This window comes from Streptomyces sp. NPDC046870, from assembly GCF_040704595.1.
GTDB lineage: Bacteria > Actinomycetota > Actinomycetes > Streptomycetales > Streptomycetaceae > Streptomyces > Streptomyces argyrophylli.
Window position 1 is genome coordinate 209,671 of the sequence record NZ_JBEYXM010000003.1, and the last position, 17,263, is coordinate 226,933.

The 17,263-nt window shown below is 71.5% G+C and carries 12 protein-coding genes and 1 pseudogene; 4 read left to right on the plus strand and 9 right to left on the minus strand.

Going from position 1 to position 17,263, the window contains the following annotated elements; all coding sequences use genetic code 11:
* Window positions 1–53: 53 nt before the first annotated feature.
* The 3 genes from AB0946_RS09515 to AB0946_RS09525 form a co-directional block, all read right to left on the minus strand.
* The gene (locus tag AB0946_RS09515; protein WP_014673852.1) at window positions 54–305 is read right to left on the minus strand and encodes a DUF6458 family protein; all 252 of its coding nucleotides are present in this window, start codon (window positions 303–305) and stop codon (window positions 54–56) included.
* Window positions 306–371: 66 nt separating this feature from the next.
* On the minus strand, window positions 372–1,718 hold the full coding sequence (locus AB0946_RS09520; RefSeq protein ID WP_366760000.1) for a M18 family aminopeptidase: 1,347 nt from the start codon (window positions 1,716–1,718) through the stop codon (window positions 372–374).
* Between the two features lie 97 nt (window positions 1,719–1,815).
* Window positions 1,816–3,642, minus strand: coding sequence for an acyl-CoA dehydrogenase (locus AB0946_RS09525; protein ID WP_366760278.1), 1,827 nt, complete (start codon window positions 3,640–3,642; stop codon window positions 1,816–1,818).
* 161 nt (window positions 3,643–3,803) lie between these two features.
* On the opposite strand from AB0946_RS09525, the gene AB0946_RS09530 reads away from it, so the two are divergent.
* The 3 genes from AB0946_RS09530 (at window position 3,804) to AB0946_RS09540 (ending at window position 6,594) form a co-directional block, all read left to right on the plus strand.
* Window positions 3,804–4,286, plus strand: a complete 483-nt coding sequence (locus AB0946_RS09530; RefSeq protein WP_103813517.1) for an SseB family protein — start codon at window positions 3,804–3,806, stop codon at window positions 4,284–4,286.
* 143 nt (window positions 4,287–4,429) lie between these two features.
* Window positions 4,430–5,401 carry a pirin family protein gene (locus AB0946_RS09535; RefSeq protein WP_171154531.1) on the plus strand — a complete coding sequence of 324 codons (972 nt, stop codon included), beginning with the start codon at window positions 4,430–4,432 and terminating at the stop codon, window positions 5,399–5,401.
* A 128-nt stretch (window positions 5,402–5,529) separates the two neighbouring features.
* Entirely contained in the window at window positions 5,530–6,594 is a 1,065-nt protein-coding gene (locus tag AB0946_RS09540) for an AI-2E family transporter (RefSeq protein ID WP_366760001.1), read from the plus strand.
* On the opposite strand, the gene AB0946_RS09545 is transcribed toward AB0946_RS09540, so the two are convergent.
* Window positions 6,546–8,696 carry a SpoIIE family protein phosphatase gene (locus AB0946_RS09545; protein ID WP_366760002.1) on the minus strand — a complete coding sequence of 717 codons (2,151 nt, stop codon included), beginning with the start codon at window positions 8,694–8,696 and terminating at the stop codon, window positions 6,546–6,548. The genes AB0946_RS09540 and AB0946_RS09545 overlap by 49 nt on opposite strands.
* A gap of 163 nt (window positions 8,697–8,859) precedes the next feature.
* On the opposite strand from AB0946_RS09545, the gene aspS reads away from it, so the two are divergent.
* The gene (gene aspS, locus AB0946_RS09550) at window positions 8,860–10,623 is read left to right on the plus strand and encodes an aspartate--tRNA ligase (RefSeq protein WP_366760003.1); all 1,764 of its coding nucleotides are present in this window, start codon (window positions 8,860–8,862) and stop codon (window positions 10,621–10,623) included.
* Between the two features lie 111 nt (window positions 10,624–10,734).
* Here the strand turns inward: aspS and AB0946_RS09555 are convergent, their stop codons facing one another.
* From AB0946_RS09555 to AB0946_RS09575, 5 genes and pseudogenes are all read right to left on the minus strand, one after another.
* Window positions 10,735–11,427 carry a nucleotidyl transferase AbiEii/AbiGii toxin family protein gene (locus AB0946_RS09555; protein ID WP_366760004.1) on the minus strand — a complete coding sequence of 231 codons (693 nt, stop codon included), beginning with the start codon at window positions 11,425–11,427 and terminating at the stop codon, window positions 10,735–10,737.
* Window positions 11,428–11,522: 95 nt separating this feature from the next.
* Window positions 11,523–11,681: pseudogene (locus tag AB0946_RS09560) on the minus strand (Uma2 family endonuclease); the annotation flags it as partial.
* A 57-nt stretch (window positions 11,682–11,738) separates the two neighbouring features.
* Window positions 11,739–13,355, minus strand: a complete 1,617-nt coding sequence (metG, locus tag AB0946_RS09565) for a methionine--tRNA ligase (protein WP_366760005.1) — start codon at window positions 13,353–13,355, stop codon at window positions 11,739–11,741.
* Between the two features lie 82 nt (window positions 13,356–13,437).
* The gene (locus tag AB0946_RS09570) at window positions 13,438–15,168 is read right to left on the minus strand and encodes a VWA domain-containing protein (RefSeq protein WP_366760006.1); all 1,731 of its coding nucleotides are present in this window, start codon (window positions 15,166–15,168) and stop codon (window positions 13,438–13,440) included.
* Window positions 15,169–15,252: 84 nt separating this feature from the next.
* A complete protein-coding gene (locus AB0946_RS09575) occupies window positions 15,253–17,196 on the minus strand; it encodes an FUSC family protein (protein WP_366760007.1) in 1,944 nt (647 codons plus the stop codon).
* Window positions 17,197–17,263 lie beyond the last annotated feature (67 nt).

The following is a 17,263-nucleotide window of genomic DNA, read 5'->3' on the forward strand; positions in this document are numbered from 1 at the left end:
GAAGACGCCGGGGAACGGCTGAACCCACCTTCAGGCGCAGGTGGGTTCAGCCGTCAGACGCCGTAGCCGTCGGAGTAGCCGTCGACGCGGTGGTGGCGGGGTTCCTCCTCCACCACCGGGGTCGTCGGCGGGACCACCACGCGACGGCGGCGGGCTATTCCGCTGAACGTCGCGACGCCGATCAGGCCCACGGCCATCAGGATCAGGCCGACGACGGTCAGGTTGACGCCTTGCATGTGCCAGTCGGTCGCGAACGTCAGAATGGCCCCCACGGCGATGAGGATGATGCATCCGCCGAGACCCATGAGACCTCGCCTCCCCTTCCGGTTCCGGAATCTCCGGTGCCGTCCGGGTACCCGGCCACGCCCCGACTAGCCCTCCAGGAAAGCGGTCAGGGCGTTCGCGAGCAGGAACGGGTCGTCGGCGCCGCAGAGTTCGCGGACGCTGTGCATGGAGAGGATCGCCACGCCGATGTCGACCGTGCGGATGCCGTGCCGGGCCGCGGTGATCGGGCCGATCGTGGTGCCGCACGGCATGGAGTTGTTGGAGACGAAGGTCTGGAAGGGGACGTTCGCCTTCTCGCAGGCCGCGGCGAACACCGCGCGGCCCGAACCGTCCGTGGCGTAGCGGTTGTTGACGTTGACCTTGAGGATCGGGCCGCCGTTGACGCGCGGGTGGTGCGTCGGATCGTGCCGCTCGGCGTAGTTGGGGTGCACGGCGTGGCCCGTGTCGGAGGACAGGCAGACCGTCCCGGCGAAGGCGCGGGCCCGGTCCTCGAACGACCCGCCGCGCGCGAGGATCGAGCGCTCCAGGACGGTGCCGAGCAGCGGGCCGTCCGCGCCGGTGTCCGACTGCGAGCCGTTCTCCTCGTGGTCGAAGGCGGCCAGCACCGGGATGCGGGTGAGCGCCGCGCCGGAGGCCGCCGCGGCGGCGAGGGCGGCGGCACCGGCGTGCACGGACAGCAGGTTGTCCATCCGGGGACCGGCGACCAGCTCGCGGTCCCGGCCGAGGTAGGCGGGCGGCTCCACCGGGTAGGTCATCAGGTCCCAGCCGGTCACCGAGCCCGCCGCCAGGCCGACCTCCTGCTCCAGGAAGGCGATGAGTTCGCCGTCCAGCACGTCGTTGCCGAGGCCCCACACCGGCTGGAGGTGCCGCTGCTTGTCGAGCTTGAGCCCCTCCGAGCCGACCGAACGGTCGAGGTGGATGGCGAGCTGCGGCACCCGCAGCAGCGGCCGGTCCACGTCGACCAGGACGGAGGAGCCGTCGCGCAGGCTCAGCCGGCCGGCCAGGCCGAGGTCCCGGTCCAGCCAGGAGTTCAGCAGCGGGCCGCCGTAGATCTCGACGGCGACCTGGCGCCAGCCGTGCGCCCCGCTGTCCGGGCGCGGCTTGACCCGGAGGTTCGGGGAGTCGGTGTGCGCGCCGATGATGTGGAAGGGGGTGTGCGGCTCGGCGCCCTCGGGCACGTACCAGGCCACGATCGCGCCGCCGCGCAGCACGTACTTGCCGCCGTGCGTGCCGTCCCAGGCGTCCGTCTCCGCCACTTGCCGGAAGCCGGCCTTCTCCAGCCGCTCGGCGGTGTTCGCCACGGCGTGGTACGGCGTCGGGCTCGCGGCCAGGAAGGACATCAGGTCGTCGGTGTGGCCGCGGTCGAAGGTGAGGGGAGCGCGCGAAGCGCTCCCTGGAGGGGCGGCGGCTGGCGGGCGGGATGGTGCGCTCATGGGATTCACCTTAACGACGTGCACGGGCCCGCTCCCGGTAAGGAGCGGGCCCGTGCGAGGAATCGACGGGGTCGTCCGGAAGGTCCGGACGGACCGGTCAGAACGCCGCTTCGTCCAGCTCCATGAGGTCCAGCTCGACGCCCGCGGCGACCTTGCGGGCGAGGGTGACGCCCGGCAGGACGTTCGCCGCGAAGAACTTCGCCGCGGCGATCTTGCCCGTGTAGAACGCCTTGTCCTTCGCCGAGGCCGTGGCCAGCTTCTCGGCGGCGATCGCGGCGCCCTTCAGGAGCAGGTAGCCGACGACGACGTCACCGGAGGCCATGAGCAGGCGGGTGGTGTTCAGGCCGACCTTGTAGATGTTCTTGGTGTCCTGCTCGGTGGCGGCGAGGTCGGTCAGCATCAGGCCGACGATCGCCTCCAGCTCCACGGCCGCCTTGGCCAGGTGCTCGCGGGCGCCGGACAGCTCCTCGCCGCCGGTGCCGAGCGCCAGGAACTTCTTGATGTCCTCGGCGAGGGAGTTCAGCGCGGCGCCCTGGTTGCGGACGATCTTCCGGAAGAAGAAGTCCTGGCCCTGGATGGCCGTGGTGCCCTCGTAGAGGGTGTCGATCTTGGAGTCCCGGATGTACTGCTCGATCGGGTACTCCTGGAGGAAGCCGGAGCCGCCGAAGGTCTGCAGCGACTGGGCGAGCTGCTCGTAGCCCTTCTCGGAGCCGTAGCCCTTGACGATGGGCAGCAGCAGGTCGTTCAGCGCGTGCTCGGCGGAGGCGTCCTCGCCGTTCGCCTCCTTGATCTGGATGGCGTCCTGGATCGAGGCGGTGTAGAGGACGAGGGCGCGCATGCCCTCCGCGTACGCCTTCTGCGTCATCAGCGAGCGGCGCACGTCGGGGTGGTGGGTGATGGTGACCTTGGGCGCGGTCTTGTCCATGAAGTTGGCCAGGTCCGGGCCCTGGACGCGCTCCTTGGCGTACTCCAGCGCGTTGAGGTAGCCGGTGGAGAGCGTGGAGATCGCCTTCGTGCCGACCATCATGCGGGCGAACTCGATGATGCGGAACATCTGGCGGATGCCGTCGTGCTTGTCGCCGATCAGCCAGCCCTTGGCGGGGTGCTTGTCGCCGAAGGTCATCTCGCACGTGTTGGAGGCCTTCAGGCCCATCTTGTGCTCGACGTTGGTGGCGTAGACGCCGTTGCGCTCGCCCAGCTCGCCGGTCTCGAAGTCGAAGAGGTACTTCGGGACGAGGAAGAGGGACAGGCCCTTGGTGCCGGGGCCGGCACCCTCGGGACGCGCGAGCACGTAGTGGAGGATGTTCTCCGACATGTCGTGCTCACCGGAGGTGATGAAGCGCTTCACGCCCTCGATGTGCCAGGAGCCGTCCTCCTGCTGCACGGCCCTGGTGCGGCCGGCGCCGACGTCCGAGCCCGCGTCGGGCTCGGTGAGGACCATGGTGGAGCCCCACTGCTTCTCGACGGCGATCTCGGCGATGTGCTTCTGGACCTCGTTGCCCTCCTCGAAGAGGATGCCGGCGAACGCGGGACCGGAGGAGTACATCCACACGGCCGGGTTGGCGCCCAGGATCAGCTCGGCGTAGGCCCAGATGAGGGAGCGCGGAGAGGTGGTGCCGCCGATCTCCTCGGGCAGGCCGAGCCGCCAGTACTCGGAGTCCATGAAGGCCTGGTAGCTCTTCTTGAAGGACGCCGGGACGGGCGCGGTGTTGGTCTCCGGGTCGAAGACCGGCGGGTTGCGGTCGGCGTCGGCGAAGGACTCGGCCAGCTCGTTCTCGGAGAGGCGGGTCAGCTCCTCCAGGACGCTCTTGGCGGTCTCGACGTCCATCTCCTCGAACGGGCCGGTGCCGTACACCTTGTCGCGCCCCAGTACTTCGAAGAGGTTGAACTCGATGTCGCGGAGATTCGGCTTGTAGTGCCCCATGGCGACGGCTCCGTAGAGGGATCGGCGAGGCACCTGCTCCTCGCACCTAGTTCACGTACCAACAAGTAGCTATGATGATGCTACCCGTCGGTAATAAGAAGCAACCCCGATCCCGGGATCTGTGACCCACCCCTCGCCCGGTTCTCAGTACGCTTACGCGCATGTACGGATACGGCCAGCCCATGGACGGGGGCGCTGCCCAGCAGCAGTACGCCTCGTCGCAGCAGCAGATGCCGGGTGGTGTCGGCGGATACGGGCAGCAGCCGCCGCTGTACCCCGAGCCGTCGCCGCCCTCGCTTGCGGACGCGGTGCGCGCCTTCACGACCGGGCAGATGTCCGCCGAGGACTTCCAGCAGATCTTCGCCACGTCGAAGGTGTACTGCCCGCGCGGTGACACCCCCGGCTTCCTGGCGCTGCACAACACCCAGCAGCCGGTGATCCCGATGTTCACCTCGCTGAAGGAGCTGCGCCGCTACGCCGGCAAGGAGTCCAAGTACTTCGTCATCACCGGCGCCGAGGTGATCGACCTGCTGCCGACCGGCTACGGCTTCGTCCTGGACATGGAGGGCGAGCACCGGATGGTCTTCGACGCGAAGGCGGTCGAGCAGATGGTCGACTTCGCGATGCGCCGCATGTACGGCTAGACGCCGCCGGTGCCGCGCGGGCGGCGGTCGATCCGCGCCCGCGCGTGCGGAGCCCGGAGGGAATGCCCTCCGGGCTTTCTCTGTTCTGGGTGGCAAGAAGTTCAACGCTCAACTAAAGTGGGCGTACCAAGGAGGTACCCACCATGCCTGCAGTGACCGTCGAGAACCCGTTGACGCTGCCCCGTGTGACCGCTCCCGCCGACGCCGTGGCCCGCCGCGTGCTCACCGTCACGACCGCCCCGAGCGGTTACGAGGGCGAGGGCTTCCCGGTGCGCCGGGCGTTCGCGGGGATCAACTACCGCCACCTCGACCCGTTCATCATGATGGACCAGATGGGCGAGGTGGAGTACGCGCCGGGCGAGCCCAAGGGCACCCCCTGGCACCCGCACCGCGGCTTCGAGACCGTCACGTACATCATCGACGGCGTCTTCGACCACCAGGACAGCAACGGCGGCGGCGGCACCATCACCAACGGCGACACCCAGTGGATGACCGCGGGCTCGGGCCTGCTGCACATCGAGGCCCCGCCGGAGTCCCTCGTCGTGTCCGGCGGCCTCTTCCACGGGCTCCAGCTGTGGGTGAACCTCCCCGCCAAGGACAAGATGATGGCCCCGCGCTACCAGGACATCCGCGGCGGCAACGTCCAGCTCCTCACCACCCCCGACGGCGGCGCGCTGCTGCGGGTCATCGCCGGCGAGCTGGACGGTCACCAGGGCCCCGGCATCACCCACACCCCGATCACGATGATCCACGCGACCCTCGCCCCCGGAGCGGAGCTCACCCTGCCGTGGCGGGAGGACTTCAACGGTCTGGCGTACGTCCTCGCGGGCCGCGGCAGCGTCGGTGCGGAGCGCCGCCCGATCCACCTGGGCCAGACGGCCGTCTTCGGCGCCGGCTCCTCGCTCACCGTGCGCGCGGACGAGAAGCAGGACTCGCACACCCCGGACCTGGAGGTCGTCCTCCTCGGCGGACAGCCCATCCGGGAGCCGATGGCCCACTACGGCCCGTTCGTCATGAACACCAAGGAAGAACTCATGCAGGCCTTCGAGGACTTCCAGAAGGGCCGGCTCGGCAGCATCCCGGCGGTCCACGGGATGACCGAGGGCGGCATCTGACCGCTCAGCGGCGGGCCCGCCGGCTCCCCCTCACGACCCCGGCCGTACCCCGGCCGGGGTCGGCGTGTCCTCACCCGCCCGGACCCGCCTCGCAGGACAGCCGGCGCGTCGCGTGATCCGCTGGACGCGTGCAGTTCCTCCCTGTCGCCGCACGCCGGTTCGCCGCCTGGTGTGCCGTGCTGCTGCTCGCCGCCGGGGTCGGGTGGGTCGGGGTGCGGCTGTGCGCGGAGTTCCGCACGGCCGTCACGCCGGTGCTGCTCGCCCTGCTCGGGACCGCGCTGCTCGGGCCGTTGCACCGGCGGCTGGTGCGGGCCGGGGTGCAGGCGTCGGTGGCGGCCGGGCTCACCTGTGTCGCCGTCGTGGCCGTCGTCGGCGGTGCCGTGTACATCGTCGTCGCCGCGCTCGTCGACACCGGCGCGGAGATCCTCGCCTCGCTGCGCAACGCGGCCAAGGGGGTCGCACGGCACTTCGGCGCCGCCGGGACCAGCCTGGACGACCTCGCCGCCAACGCCCGGCAACTGCTGGGCAGGTTCGGCAGCACCGCCGCGTCCAACGTCGTCAGTGGCATCAGCGTCGTCGCCGAGTCCATCGCCATGGCCGTGCTCGCCCTGCTGCTCGTCTTCTTCTTCCTGCGCGACTCCGACCGCGCCCTGGCCGGCCTGCGCTCGCTCGCGCCCGGCGGCAGCGCCGAGCTCCTGGAGGCCATCGCCCGGCGGTCCTTCGCCGCGGTCGAGGGCTTCATGCGCGGCACGACCTTCATCGCGCTCATCGACGCCCTGTGCATCACCGTCGGCCTGCTGATCCTCCGGGTGCCGGGTGCGATCGGGCTCGGCGCGCTCGTCTTCGTCGGCGCGTACATCCCCTACCTCGGCGCCTTCCTCTCCGGCGCGGTGGCCGTGCTGGTCACCCTGGCCGACCGGGGCTTCGTCATCGCGCTGTGGGCGCTCGGGGTGGTGCTCGCGGTGCAGGTGCTGGAGGGGCACGTGCTGCAACCGGTGATCCAGAGCCGCACCGTGCAGATGCACCCGGCCGCCGTGCTGCTCACGATCACCGCGGGCGCCTCGGTCGCGGGCATCCTCGGCATGCTCCTCGCGGTCCCGCTGACCGCGGCGGCCTTCGGCGCCGTCCGCGAACTGCGCGGACGTCAGGCCACGTCCCGCGACGCGCCGGCCCCCGAGCCGCCCGGTTCGTAGAGCTCGAACCAGATGCTCTTGCCCTTGCCCCGCGGGTCCACCCCCCAGCCGTCCGCGAGGAGCTCGATCAGCATCAGGCCCCGCCCGGAGGAGGCCAGTTCACCGGGGCGGCGCTTGTGCGGGAGGTCGTCGCCGGTGTCGAAGACCTCCACCCGCAGCCGCCGTCCGGGACCCTCGCCCATGACCTCGGCGAGCAGCAGCGCGTCGGCGTCGGTGTGCACCAGCACGTTGGTGACCATCTCCGAGACCAGCAGCACCGCGGAGTCCACCTGCTCGGCCGACGTCCAGTCGTGCAGCAGCCCGCGCAGGTGCTGGCGGGCCTCGGCGATCCGCTCCGGCTCGTCCTGCGCCACCGACAGCAGCGTGCGCCGCACCACCGGCCGGACCGCGACGGTGTCGCCGCGCCCGCGGCCCTCCCCCGGCCGGCCCAGCAACAGCAGCGCGATGTCGTCCTCGCGGCGGTCGGCCAGCGGGCCGGTGGTGTGGTGCGAGGACGGCCCGTGCACGCCCTGCACCAGCGCGTCGGCCAGGGACTCCAGGTCGCCCGCGTGGTCCTCCAGGATCGCGCGCAGCCGGCGCCAGCCGCTCTCCATGTCGTGCCCGCCGGTCTCGATCAGGCCGTCGGTGCACAGCATCAGCGTCTCGCCGGGTTCGAGGGTGAACCGGGTCGTCGGGTAGTCGGCGTCCGGGTCGAGGCCCAGAGGCAGCCCGCCCGCCGTCGGCCGGGTCATCACCGTGCCGTCCGTCATCCGTATCACCGGGTCCGGGTGGCCGGCGCGGGCCATCTCCAGCCGGCCGGTCGGCGGGTCGGCCTCCACGTACAGGCAGGTCGCGAAGCGGAGGTCGGCCAGCGCGTCCTCCCCGGCGTCATCGGTGAGGCCGTGCAGGAAGCGGGAGGCGCGGGAGAGGACGGCGTCCGGGCGGTGCCCCTCGGAGGCGTAGGCGCGCAGCGCGATCCGCAGCTGGCCCATCAGGCCGGCCGCGCGTACGTCATGGCCCTGGACGTCCCCGATGACCAGGGCGAAGCGGCCGGAGGGCAGCGGGATCATGTCGTACCAGTCGCCGCCGACCTGGAGTCCGCCGCCGGTCGGGATGTAGCGGGCGGCCACCCGCATCCCAGGGATCTCGGGGCCGAGCGAGGGCAGCATGGAGCGCTGGAGGCCCTCCGTCAGCTCCCGCGCGGACTCGGCGGCGCCGGCCCGGGACAGCGCCTGGGCGAGCATCCGGGCGACCGTCGTCAGGACCGCGCGCTCGTCCGGGGTGAACGCCACCGGATAGGTGAAGGCGGCCATCCAGGCACCCATCGTGCGCCCGCCGGCCGTGAGCGGCAGGAACGCCCAGGAGCGGCGTCCGAAGTGCCGGGCGAGCGGCCAGGTCGCCGGGTAGCGGTCCCGGTAGGCCTCGGGCGAGGACAGGTACACCGCCCGGCCCGTGCGGACGACCTCGGCCGCCGGGTAGTCGGTGGTCAGCGGAATGTTCGAGAAGGGGCCCATGTCGGCGGGGGTGTGCCCGTGCTGGCCGGTGATCGTCAGCCGGTCGCCCTCGACGCCGAACACCACGAGCCCGTCCGGCGAGAACCCGGGCATCGACAGGGCGCCCGCGACCCGCAGCACCTCCGCCGTGGACCGGGCCTCCGCCAGTGCCCGGCCCGCGTCCAGCAGGAACGCCTCCCGGGAGCGCCGCCAGTCCCCCGTGACCGCGCTGCGGCCGGCCGCCGTGCCCGGGGCCGGCTCGGTCACCTCCTGGAGGGTCCCGATCAGCTCGTACGTGTGCCGCTCGGGGTCGAAGGACGGCTTCGACCGGCTGCGGACGATCCGCACGATGTTGCCGTCGCCGTCCATGATCCGGATGCGCACCTCGGCGAGGGTGCCCTCGGCGACGGCCAGCCGCACCACGCCGGTGATCTCGTTCCAGTCGACCGGATGGAAGCGGGCCCGGGTCTGCGCCTCCGTCAGGGTGGCGGGCTCCGCCGGCAGGCCGAGCAGCCGCGCCGCCTCCGCGTCCACGGTGACCAGCCCGGTGTCGGTGTCCCAGTGCCAGAGGCCGGTCGCGAGGGAGGCGAGGACCTCCTCCACGGACGGCAGCGGCTCACCTGTGCGCATTGCCCCACTTTATGGAGAGGTGTGCGGAGCCTGCCACCGTAGACGGGCGAGCGGTACGCACGGTAATGGTGGGGAGCCGATCTTGGGGTGCCCGGTACCCTTGGGATGGCCTAGGCCGTACCCGCCTGGCGACACCCGATCCGCAAAGACTGGATGAACGACGATGCATCGGTACAGGTCCCACACCTGCGGCCAGCTCCGCGCCTCTGACGTCGGCACCGACGTCCGGCTGAGTGGCTGGCTGCACAATCGGCGCGACCTGGGCGGCATCCTCTTCATCGATCTCCGTGACCACTACGGCATCACGCAGCTGGTCGCGCGCCCGGGCACCCCGGCGTACGAGGCCCTGGACAAGATCTCCAAGGAGTCCTCGGTCCGTGTCGACGGCCGCGTTGTTTCACGTGGAACCGAGAACGTGAACCCCGACCTGCCCACCGGCGAGATCGAGGTCGAGGTCGCCGAGGTCGAGCTGCTCGGCGCGGCGCAGCCCCTGCCCTTCACCATCAACACCGAGGACGGGGTCAACGAGGAACGGCGCCTGGAGTACCGCTTCCTGGACCTGCGCCGCGAGCGCATGCACCGCAACATCATGCTGCGCACGGCCGTGATCTCCGCGATCCGCCAGAAGATGTCGGCGATGGGCTTCAACGAGATGGCGACGCCGATCCTGTCCGCCACCTCCCCCGAGGGTGCCCGCGACTACGTGGTCCCCTCCCGGGTGCACCCGGGCAAGTTCTACGCGCTGCCGCAGGCCCCGCAGCAGTTCAAGCAGCTGCTGATGATCTCCGGCTTCGACCGTTACTTCCAGATCGCGCCCTGCTTCCGCGACGAGGACGCCCGCGCCGACCGCTCGCCCGGCGAGTTCTACCAGCTCGACGTCGAGATGAGCTTCGTCGAGCAGGAGGACGTCTTCCAGCCCATCGAGAAGCTCATGACGGAGCTGTTCGAGGAGTTCGGCGGTGGCCGCCACGTCACCTCCCCGTTCCCGCGCATCCCGTTCCGCGAGGCGATGCTGAAGTACGGCTCGGACAAGCCGGACCTGCGCGCCAAGCTGGAGCTGGTCGACATCACCGACGTCTTCGAGGGCTCGGAGTTCAAGGCCTTCGCCGGCAAGCACGTGCGCGCGCTGCCGGTTCCGGACGTCTCCGCGCAGCCCCGCAAGTTCTTCGACCAGCTCGGTGAGTACGCCGTCGAGCAGGGCGCCAAGGGCCTGGCCTGGGTGCGCGTGGCCGAGGACGGCTCGCTCTCCGGCCCGATCGCGAAGTTCCTCACCGAGGCGAACGTCGCCGAGCTGACCAAGCGCCTCTCCCTGGCCCCCGGCCACGCCGTCTTCTTCGGCGCCGGCGAGTACGACGAGGTCTCGAAGATCATGGGCGCGGTCCGCGTGGAGGCGGCCAAGCGCGCCGGCCACTTCGAGGACGGCGTGTTCCGTTTCTGCTGGATCGTCGACTTCCCGATGTACGAGAAGGACGAGGAGACCGGCGGGATCGACTTCTCCCACAACCCCTTCTCGATGCCGCAGGGCGGCCTGGAGGCCCTCCAGACCCAGGACCCGCTGGACGTCCTGGGCTGGCAGTACGACATCGTCTGCAACGGCGTCGAGCTGTCCTCCGGCGCGATCCGGAACCACGACCCGGAGATCATGCTCAAGGCCTTCGAGATCGCGGGCTACGACCGGGAGACCGTCGAGGAGAAGTTCGCGGGCATGCTGCGCGCGTTCCGCTTCGGCGCCCCGCCGCACGGCGGCATCGCCCCGGGCGTGGACCGGATCGTCATGCTCCTCGCGGACGAGCCCAACATCCGCGAGACGATCGCCTTCCCGCTCAACGGCAACGCCCAGGACCTGATGATGGGCGCCCCGACCGAGCTGGACGAGTCCCGCCTGCGCGAGCTGCACCTGACCATCCGGAAGCCGCAGCCCAAGTAGGCAACCGGACAAGCGCCCGGCCGTGCGCGCCGATCCGTCCCGACCCGCTCGTGACGATCGGCGCGCACAGCCGTCTCCGGGCCCTCAGCCGGCGTCCGCCGGCTGACCGGCTCACTCGCCCTGCCCGTCCGTTTCGGTGTCCGGGGACGCGCCCTCCTCCAGCAGCCGCTCTGCGATGTCGTCGGACCAGTGCTGGGCCCAGGCCCGCAGGGCGGCGACGGCGGACTCGTCCAGGCCGTGGCGGAGGAAGTCCCGGTCGGAGTAGAAGTCCGTGCCCGTCAGCCGGGACTGGAGGGTCGGCAGGTCGAACGGGTCATGGGCGTGCCGGCGGCCCAGTTCCTCCAGGGCGGGCAGGGAGAACCGGGCCGCCGCGGCCTGCGCGTCGATGAGGTCGACGGCGGCGCCCCGGTCGTACAGGGCGCGGATCTTCGTACCGACGGCGTCCGCCAGACACAGCGCCGGACCGTACCCGGTCAGTTCCGGCGGCTGCCAGAACGCCTCCTTGTGCAGGGCGAGCGCGCACGGCTCGCCGGTCGGCGGGTCCGTGACCGTCAGCTGCGCGGTGCGCGCGGTGACCGCGCCGGCCCGCACCCGCCGCCCCCGCGCCTCCAGGGCCGCGCAGACGGCACCGGCGATGTGCTCCATCGCCTCGGCGCTCTCGGTGGCGAAGTCCAGGTCGGCGTGCGGTCGGCGGAGCAGTCCGTGCGCCTGGAGGGCGTAGCCGCCGGCCAGGACCAGGCCGTACGGGCCGCCCACGGCGACGACGTCCGCGAGGAGCCGGCGATGGGGTTCGGGGATGTCCACACGAAGATCTTTCCGGCTTCCGGCCGCTCATACGCGGCGAGCGGCGACTATTTCCCGGACAGGACGAGGCGGCGGGCCGTCTCCGAGCGGGGGTCCTACCGCCGCTCGTCACCTCCTGCCTCGTAGCGGGGCAGGCCCTCGGTGGAGATGGTCCAGTCGCCGATGGTCCAGTCGCCGATGGTGACGTCCTCGCCGCAGACGAAGTCCTTGCGGGTGATGTCGGTGAGGACGGCGCCGGTTCCGGTGCGGGGGTCGGCGCAAGGGCCCGGGGAGCGCCACGCTCCCCGGGCCCTTGCCGCTCACACCACCGCTCAGGCGGCCGGCTTCTCCTCCAGACGCGGGAAGAGGACCGCGCCCTTGGTGATCGTGGAGCCCGCCGGCAGCCTGCCCCACTGGCCCGCGTCCTGGATCCGCTGCCCGGCCAGGGCGCCGAGGCCGGCCTCCGCGCCCAGGGAGTCCCAGAGCTTCTGGGAGGTCTCCGGCATGACCGGGTTCAGCAGTACGGCCACCGCGCGGAGGGCTTCCGCGGCCGTGTAGAGGATCGTCGCGAGGCGGGCCCTGCCCTCCTCGGACTCGTCCTTGGCCACCTTCCACGGCTCCTGCTCCGTGATGTAGCCGTTGACCTGCTTGACGAAGTCGAAGACGGCCAGGATGCCGCCCTGGAAGTCCAGCTCCTCGCCGATGCGGCGGTCCGCCTCGGCCACGGCCTTGGCCAGGCCGTCGTGGATCGCCTTCTCCGCCTCCCCGTCGGCGGCCGACTCCGGCAGCGTGCCGCCGAAGTACTTGCCGACCATGGCGGCCACGCGGGAGGCGAGGTTGCCGAAGTCGTTGGCCAGCTCCGAGGTGTACCGGGCGGAGAAGTCCTCCCAGGAGAAGGAGCCGTCCTGGCCGAAGGCGATGGCCCGCAGGAAGTACCAGCGGTAGGCGTCCACGCCGAAGTGCGAGGTGAGGTCCTGCGGCTTGATGCCGGTCAGGTTCGACTTCGACATCTTCTCGCCGCCGACCATCAGCCAGCCGTTGGCCGCGATCTTGCCGGGCAGCGGGAGGCCCTGGGCCATCAGCATGGCGGGCCAGATCACCGCGTGGAAGCGGAGGATGTCCTTGCCGACGAGGTGGACGTCGGCGGGGAACGTGGCCTCGAACTTCTCCTGGTTCTCGTTGTAGCCGACCGCCGTGGCGTAGTTCAGCAGCGCGTCGACCCACACGTAGATCACGTGCTTGTCGTCCCAGGGGATCGGGATGCCCCAGTCGAAGGTCGAGCGGGAGATGGAGAGGTCCTGAAGGCCCTGGCGGACGAAGTTCACGACCTCGTTGCGCGCGGACTCGGGCTGGATGAAGTCCGGGTTGGCCTCGTAGTGGGCGAGGAGCTTGTCGGTGTACTCGCTCAGCTTGAAGAAGTAGTTCTCCTCGCTGAGGATCTCCACCGGCTTCTTGTGGATCGGGCACAGCTTCTGGCCGGCGTACTCGCCCTCGCCGTCGAGCAGTTCGCCGGGGAGCTTGTACTCCTCGCAGCCGACGCAGTACGGGCCCTCGTAGCCGCCCTTGTAGATCTCGCCCTTGTCGTACAGGTCCTGCACGAACTCCTGGACGCGGTCGGTGTGCCGCTTCTGCGTGGTGCGGATGAAGTCGTCGTTCGCGATCTCCAGGTGCTCCCAGAGAGGCTTCCAGGCCTCGGTGACGAGCTTGTCCGCCCACTGCTGGGGCGTGACCCCGTTCGCCTCGGCCGTGCGCATGATCTTCTGACCGTGCTCGTCCGTGCCGGTGAGGTACCACACCTTCTCGCCGCGCTGACGGTGCCAGCGGGTGAGCACGTCGCCTGCGACGGTCGTGTAGGCGTGGCCCAGGTGAGGAGCGTCGTTGACGTAGTAGATGGGGGTGGAGACGTAGTACGCCTTGCCACCCTGCTTCTCGGATCCAGTGGCCGCCATAAGTCGAAATCCTACTGGCCCGCCGAAGATCGACTCACCTGCGCTTCGGGGGGTGGACGGGTGTCCACCCCCCGGGTGGGGCTCACGGGCGCCAGGTGGCCAGTACGCCCTCGTAGAGCTCCGTGTCGGTGAGCTCGCGCGGGGTCGGGCCCGCGTGGAAGAAGGACGTGTTGCCGGTCTTCAGCTTGCGGAGGTAGTCGAAGGCCTTGTTGTCGTGGTCACCGAAGGCGACGAAGGAGAAGAAGAGGGCGGGGTGCCGGGTGGCGGTCTCGGTGAGGGACTGGGTGGCGGGGGTCTTCGCGTCCGGGGCGCCGTCGGTCTGGAACACGACCAGGGCGGGGGTGCCGGGGGCTGCGTTCTCCTCGTAGTGCGCCACGACCGCCTCCACGGCGGCGTGGTAGCTGGTGCGGCCCATGCGGCCGAGGCCCGCGTGCACGTCGTCGATCTTCGTCTCGTGGTCCGGGGCGAGGGTGAGGTCGGTGGTGCCGTCGACCTCCGTGGAGAAGAAGACGACGTGGACCGTGGCCTCGGGGTCGAGGTGGGCGGCGAGGGCGAGGGTCTGGTCGGCGAGGGCCTGGGCGGAGCCGTCCTTGTAGTACGGCCGCATGCTCGCGGAGCGGTCGAGGACGAGGTAGACCTTGGCGCGGGTGCCGGTGAGGCCGGTTTCCTTGAGGGTGGTCGTGGCGGCCTTGTAGGCGGTGGAGAGGGACGGGGTACGGGACTTGACCTTGGCGAGGGTGTTGGCGGGCTTGGCCTGGTCGTCCGTCTCGGGTTCGGGGGTTGCCAGCGGGGCCGCGTCCGTCTCGGGTTCGCGGGTTGCCTGAGGTGCGGGTACGGGTGCGGGTGCGGGTGCCGATGCCGGTGCCGGGTCCGCCTCGGCTTCGCCTTCGGCGTCCGTGTTCCCACCCGCACCACCCGTGCGGCTTTCGTCGTCGGCCGCGGGTGGCCCCTGTGGGGCGTCCTCGCCGTCGGCGGCCTGCGGGGCGGTGGTCGACTCGGCGGTTACGGCGGCTTCGCCGGCCTCCGCCTCCACGTCCGCCTCCGCCTGAGCCGCAACCTCCGCTTCCGCTTCCGGCTCGGTCTCCGTCGCAGCCGTCGGCGCGGGCTTCTCCTCCGCCTCGTCTGTGACCTCGGCGGTGGTCTCGGCCGGGGGCTCCTGCTCGGGCCCGGACCCGGCCTCGGTCTCGTCCTCGGCCGCGGCCGCCGCCGGCGGCTCCTCCTCGGCCGCGGCCGCCGCCGGCGGCTCCTCCTCGGCCTTCTTCTCGACCTCGTCCTGGTCCTCGACCGTGGCTGCGGCCGGAGGCTCCTGCTCGACCTTGCCCTCGACCTCGGACTCGGCCTTCTCCTCCACCCCGGCGTGGTCCTCGGCCTCGACCTGGTCCTCGGCCGTGGCCGGAGGCTCCTGCTCGGCCTTGCCCTCGACCTCGGCCTTGCCCTCGACCTCGGCCTTCTTCTCGGCCTCGACCTGGTCCTCGGCCGTGGCCGGAGGCTCCTGCTCGGCCTTGCCCTCGGCCCCGGCCTTCTCTTCGGCCTCGGCCTTCTCCTCGGCCCCGGCCTTCTTCTCGGCCTTCGGTGGGTCCGTGTCCTCGGTGTTGGAGGGCGTCGGCGTCGGCGTCGGCTGGGGCGGGGTGGTTTTCACCTTGTCGAAGGCCGCTGCCACCAGCTCGTGTTCTTCAGCCGCTGTCACCGACTCGTGGCGGGGTTCCGGGACCGAGGGGGAGTGCGCGGGGGTCTCGGTCGCACCCTCCGGCTCGGTGGCTCGTGCTTTGCGTGAGCGGCCGAATGCGTTCCGCAGGAGAGTGAGAATGCCCATGTGCGCAACCCTTCGTGAGGTGGAGCCGTCAATCCCTGGCCAGGACGGACACGTAAGGTTAGCGGCCCCGGATTGCGGGAGTGGTCAGCGCGGGGAGGCGATCGAACGGGCCGCGGCGACCTCTTGCCGCAGCGGTTCCAGCACGCTGCCCGCCGGGCCGGTCAGGTCGGTGCGGACGGCGGTGAGGGTCTCCGCGTTCCGTACGCCCTCCGACAGTTCCCGCAGTTGCAGGGTGACCTGGGTGATCTCGGCCGTGGAGGGTGCCGCCGCCCCGTGGCGTACGCGGATGCGGGCGGCCGTCGTGGCGTCCACGATCCGTTCCACGGCGACGACCAGCGGCCACCACGCGGCGGCGCGCCTGCCGGTGGGCGGTGGTTCGGTCAGGGCCCGCTGGAACTCGGTGCGGATGACGGACAGGTCGCGGTAGAGGCGGCGGCGCATGCGGGCCCGGGCGGACGGGTCGGCGTGCGGGCCGAAGGCGGCCTCGACGTACGCCGCCGTGTCGGCCACCGCGTCGGCGAGGCGGTCGCCGACCCGGGTGTGCCAGCTCTCGGGCCACAGGAGGTAACCGGCGGTCAGGGCGACGGCGCAGCCCAGGAGGGAGTCGGCCAGCCGGGGCAGCAGAAGAGCCGTGCCCTGGTGGTTGAGGACGTCGGACAGGATGAGGATCACCGGGGTGATGGCGGCCGTCTGGTAGCCGTAGCCCCGGGGGGTGAGGGCCGGGATGAGGGGGGCGAGGAGGAAGAGGACGGGGACGTCCCACCAGCCGAGCGGGACCTCGGCCAGCACCACCGCCGCGATCAGCAGACCGGCCACCGTGCCGAGCGCGCGCAGCAGTGCGCGGGAGAAGACCGAGCCGAAGTCGGGCTTGAGGACGAAGGTGATGGTCAGGGCCACCCAGTAGGAGCGCGGGACGGGGATCAGGGAGACCAGGGCCTGCGCGATGCCGATGCAGACGGCGAGCCGTACGCCGTAGCGCCAGGAGTTGGCGGACAGGACGACGCCGCGGGCCGCGCGGGCGGTGCGGATGCCGAGGGCGGCCGGCCGGCCCAGGCGGTCGTCGATGCCCCGGGGGTCGACGTCGGGGGCGGTGACGACCTCGGCGGTGTGGCGCAGGGCGTGGTCCACCGCCCGGGCCGTCTCCGTGGTGGGGACGGGCAGGTGCAGGGGCGGGAGGGTGTGCGAGCCGTTGGCGACGGCGTCGGCCAGGTGGTGGAAGGCCTCCGGGACCTGCGGGGGGAGCGGGCGGCCCGCCAGGTGGGCCGCGGGGGCCGCCTCTATCACGGGGGTGATCGCGTTCAGCTGGGCGAGGAGCCGGGTCAGGTCCGGGCTGCGGCCGTGGTGGCGGGCGCGCCGGGCCAGGATCAGGTCGTACGACTGGTTCAGCGAGTGGGTGACGGTGCGGCGGGCTTCCTCGTACTCCTCGGTGCGGTCGGTGCCGGCGGCGGCGAGGAGGGTGGCGACCGTGCGGTAGGTGGCGGCGACCGCGGCCCGTTCGGGCACGCCCGCGCGCAGTGGCCAGGCGAGCAGCCCGAGGAGGAGGACGAGGAGGCCGCCGCCGGTCAGCAGGGCCGGGGCGAGCCACCAGGGGGAGGGCAGCGGGAGCCCCGCGCCCACCACGCAGTTGAGCAGCAGGAGGAGGCCGGAGACCGAGGCGACCGCGCCGATCGTGGAGATCATGCCGGAGACGAGGGCGACGCCGGTGACCGCGGCCACCGCGTACCAGCCGTGCCCGTACACCAGGGTTCCCAGGGCCACGCCGACCGCGCCGAAGAGCTGCGGTACGGCGATGTTGAGGACGCGCATGCGGTAGGCGTCGGCGGTGTCGCCGATGACGCCGGACAGGGCGCCCATGGAGGCGAGGGCGCCGTAGGCCGGGCGGCCGGCGGCGAGACCGAGCGCCAGCGGCAGGGCCATGGCGAGGGCGGCGCGGGCCACGGCCGCCCCGTTGACCGGGGCCTGCTGGGGTATGAGGTTCCGGACCAGCCAGTCGGGAGGGGTGAGGCTGATGGGGAACTCTCGGGACATGCGCCCATTATCACCGGGTTGATCCATCCGGGCCGGGCCCCTGCGTGCGGGGTTCGGTCCTGTCAGC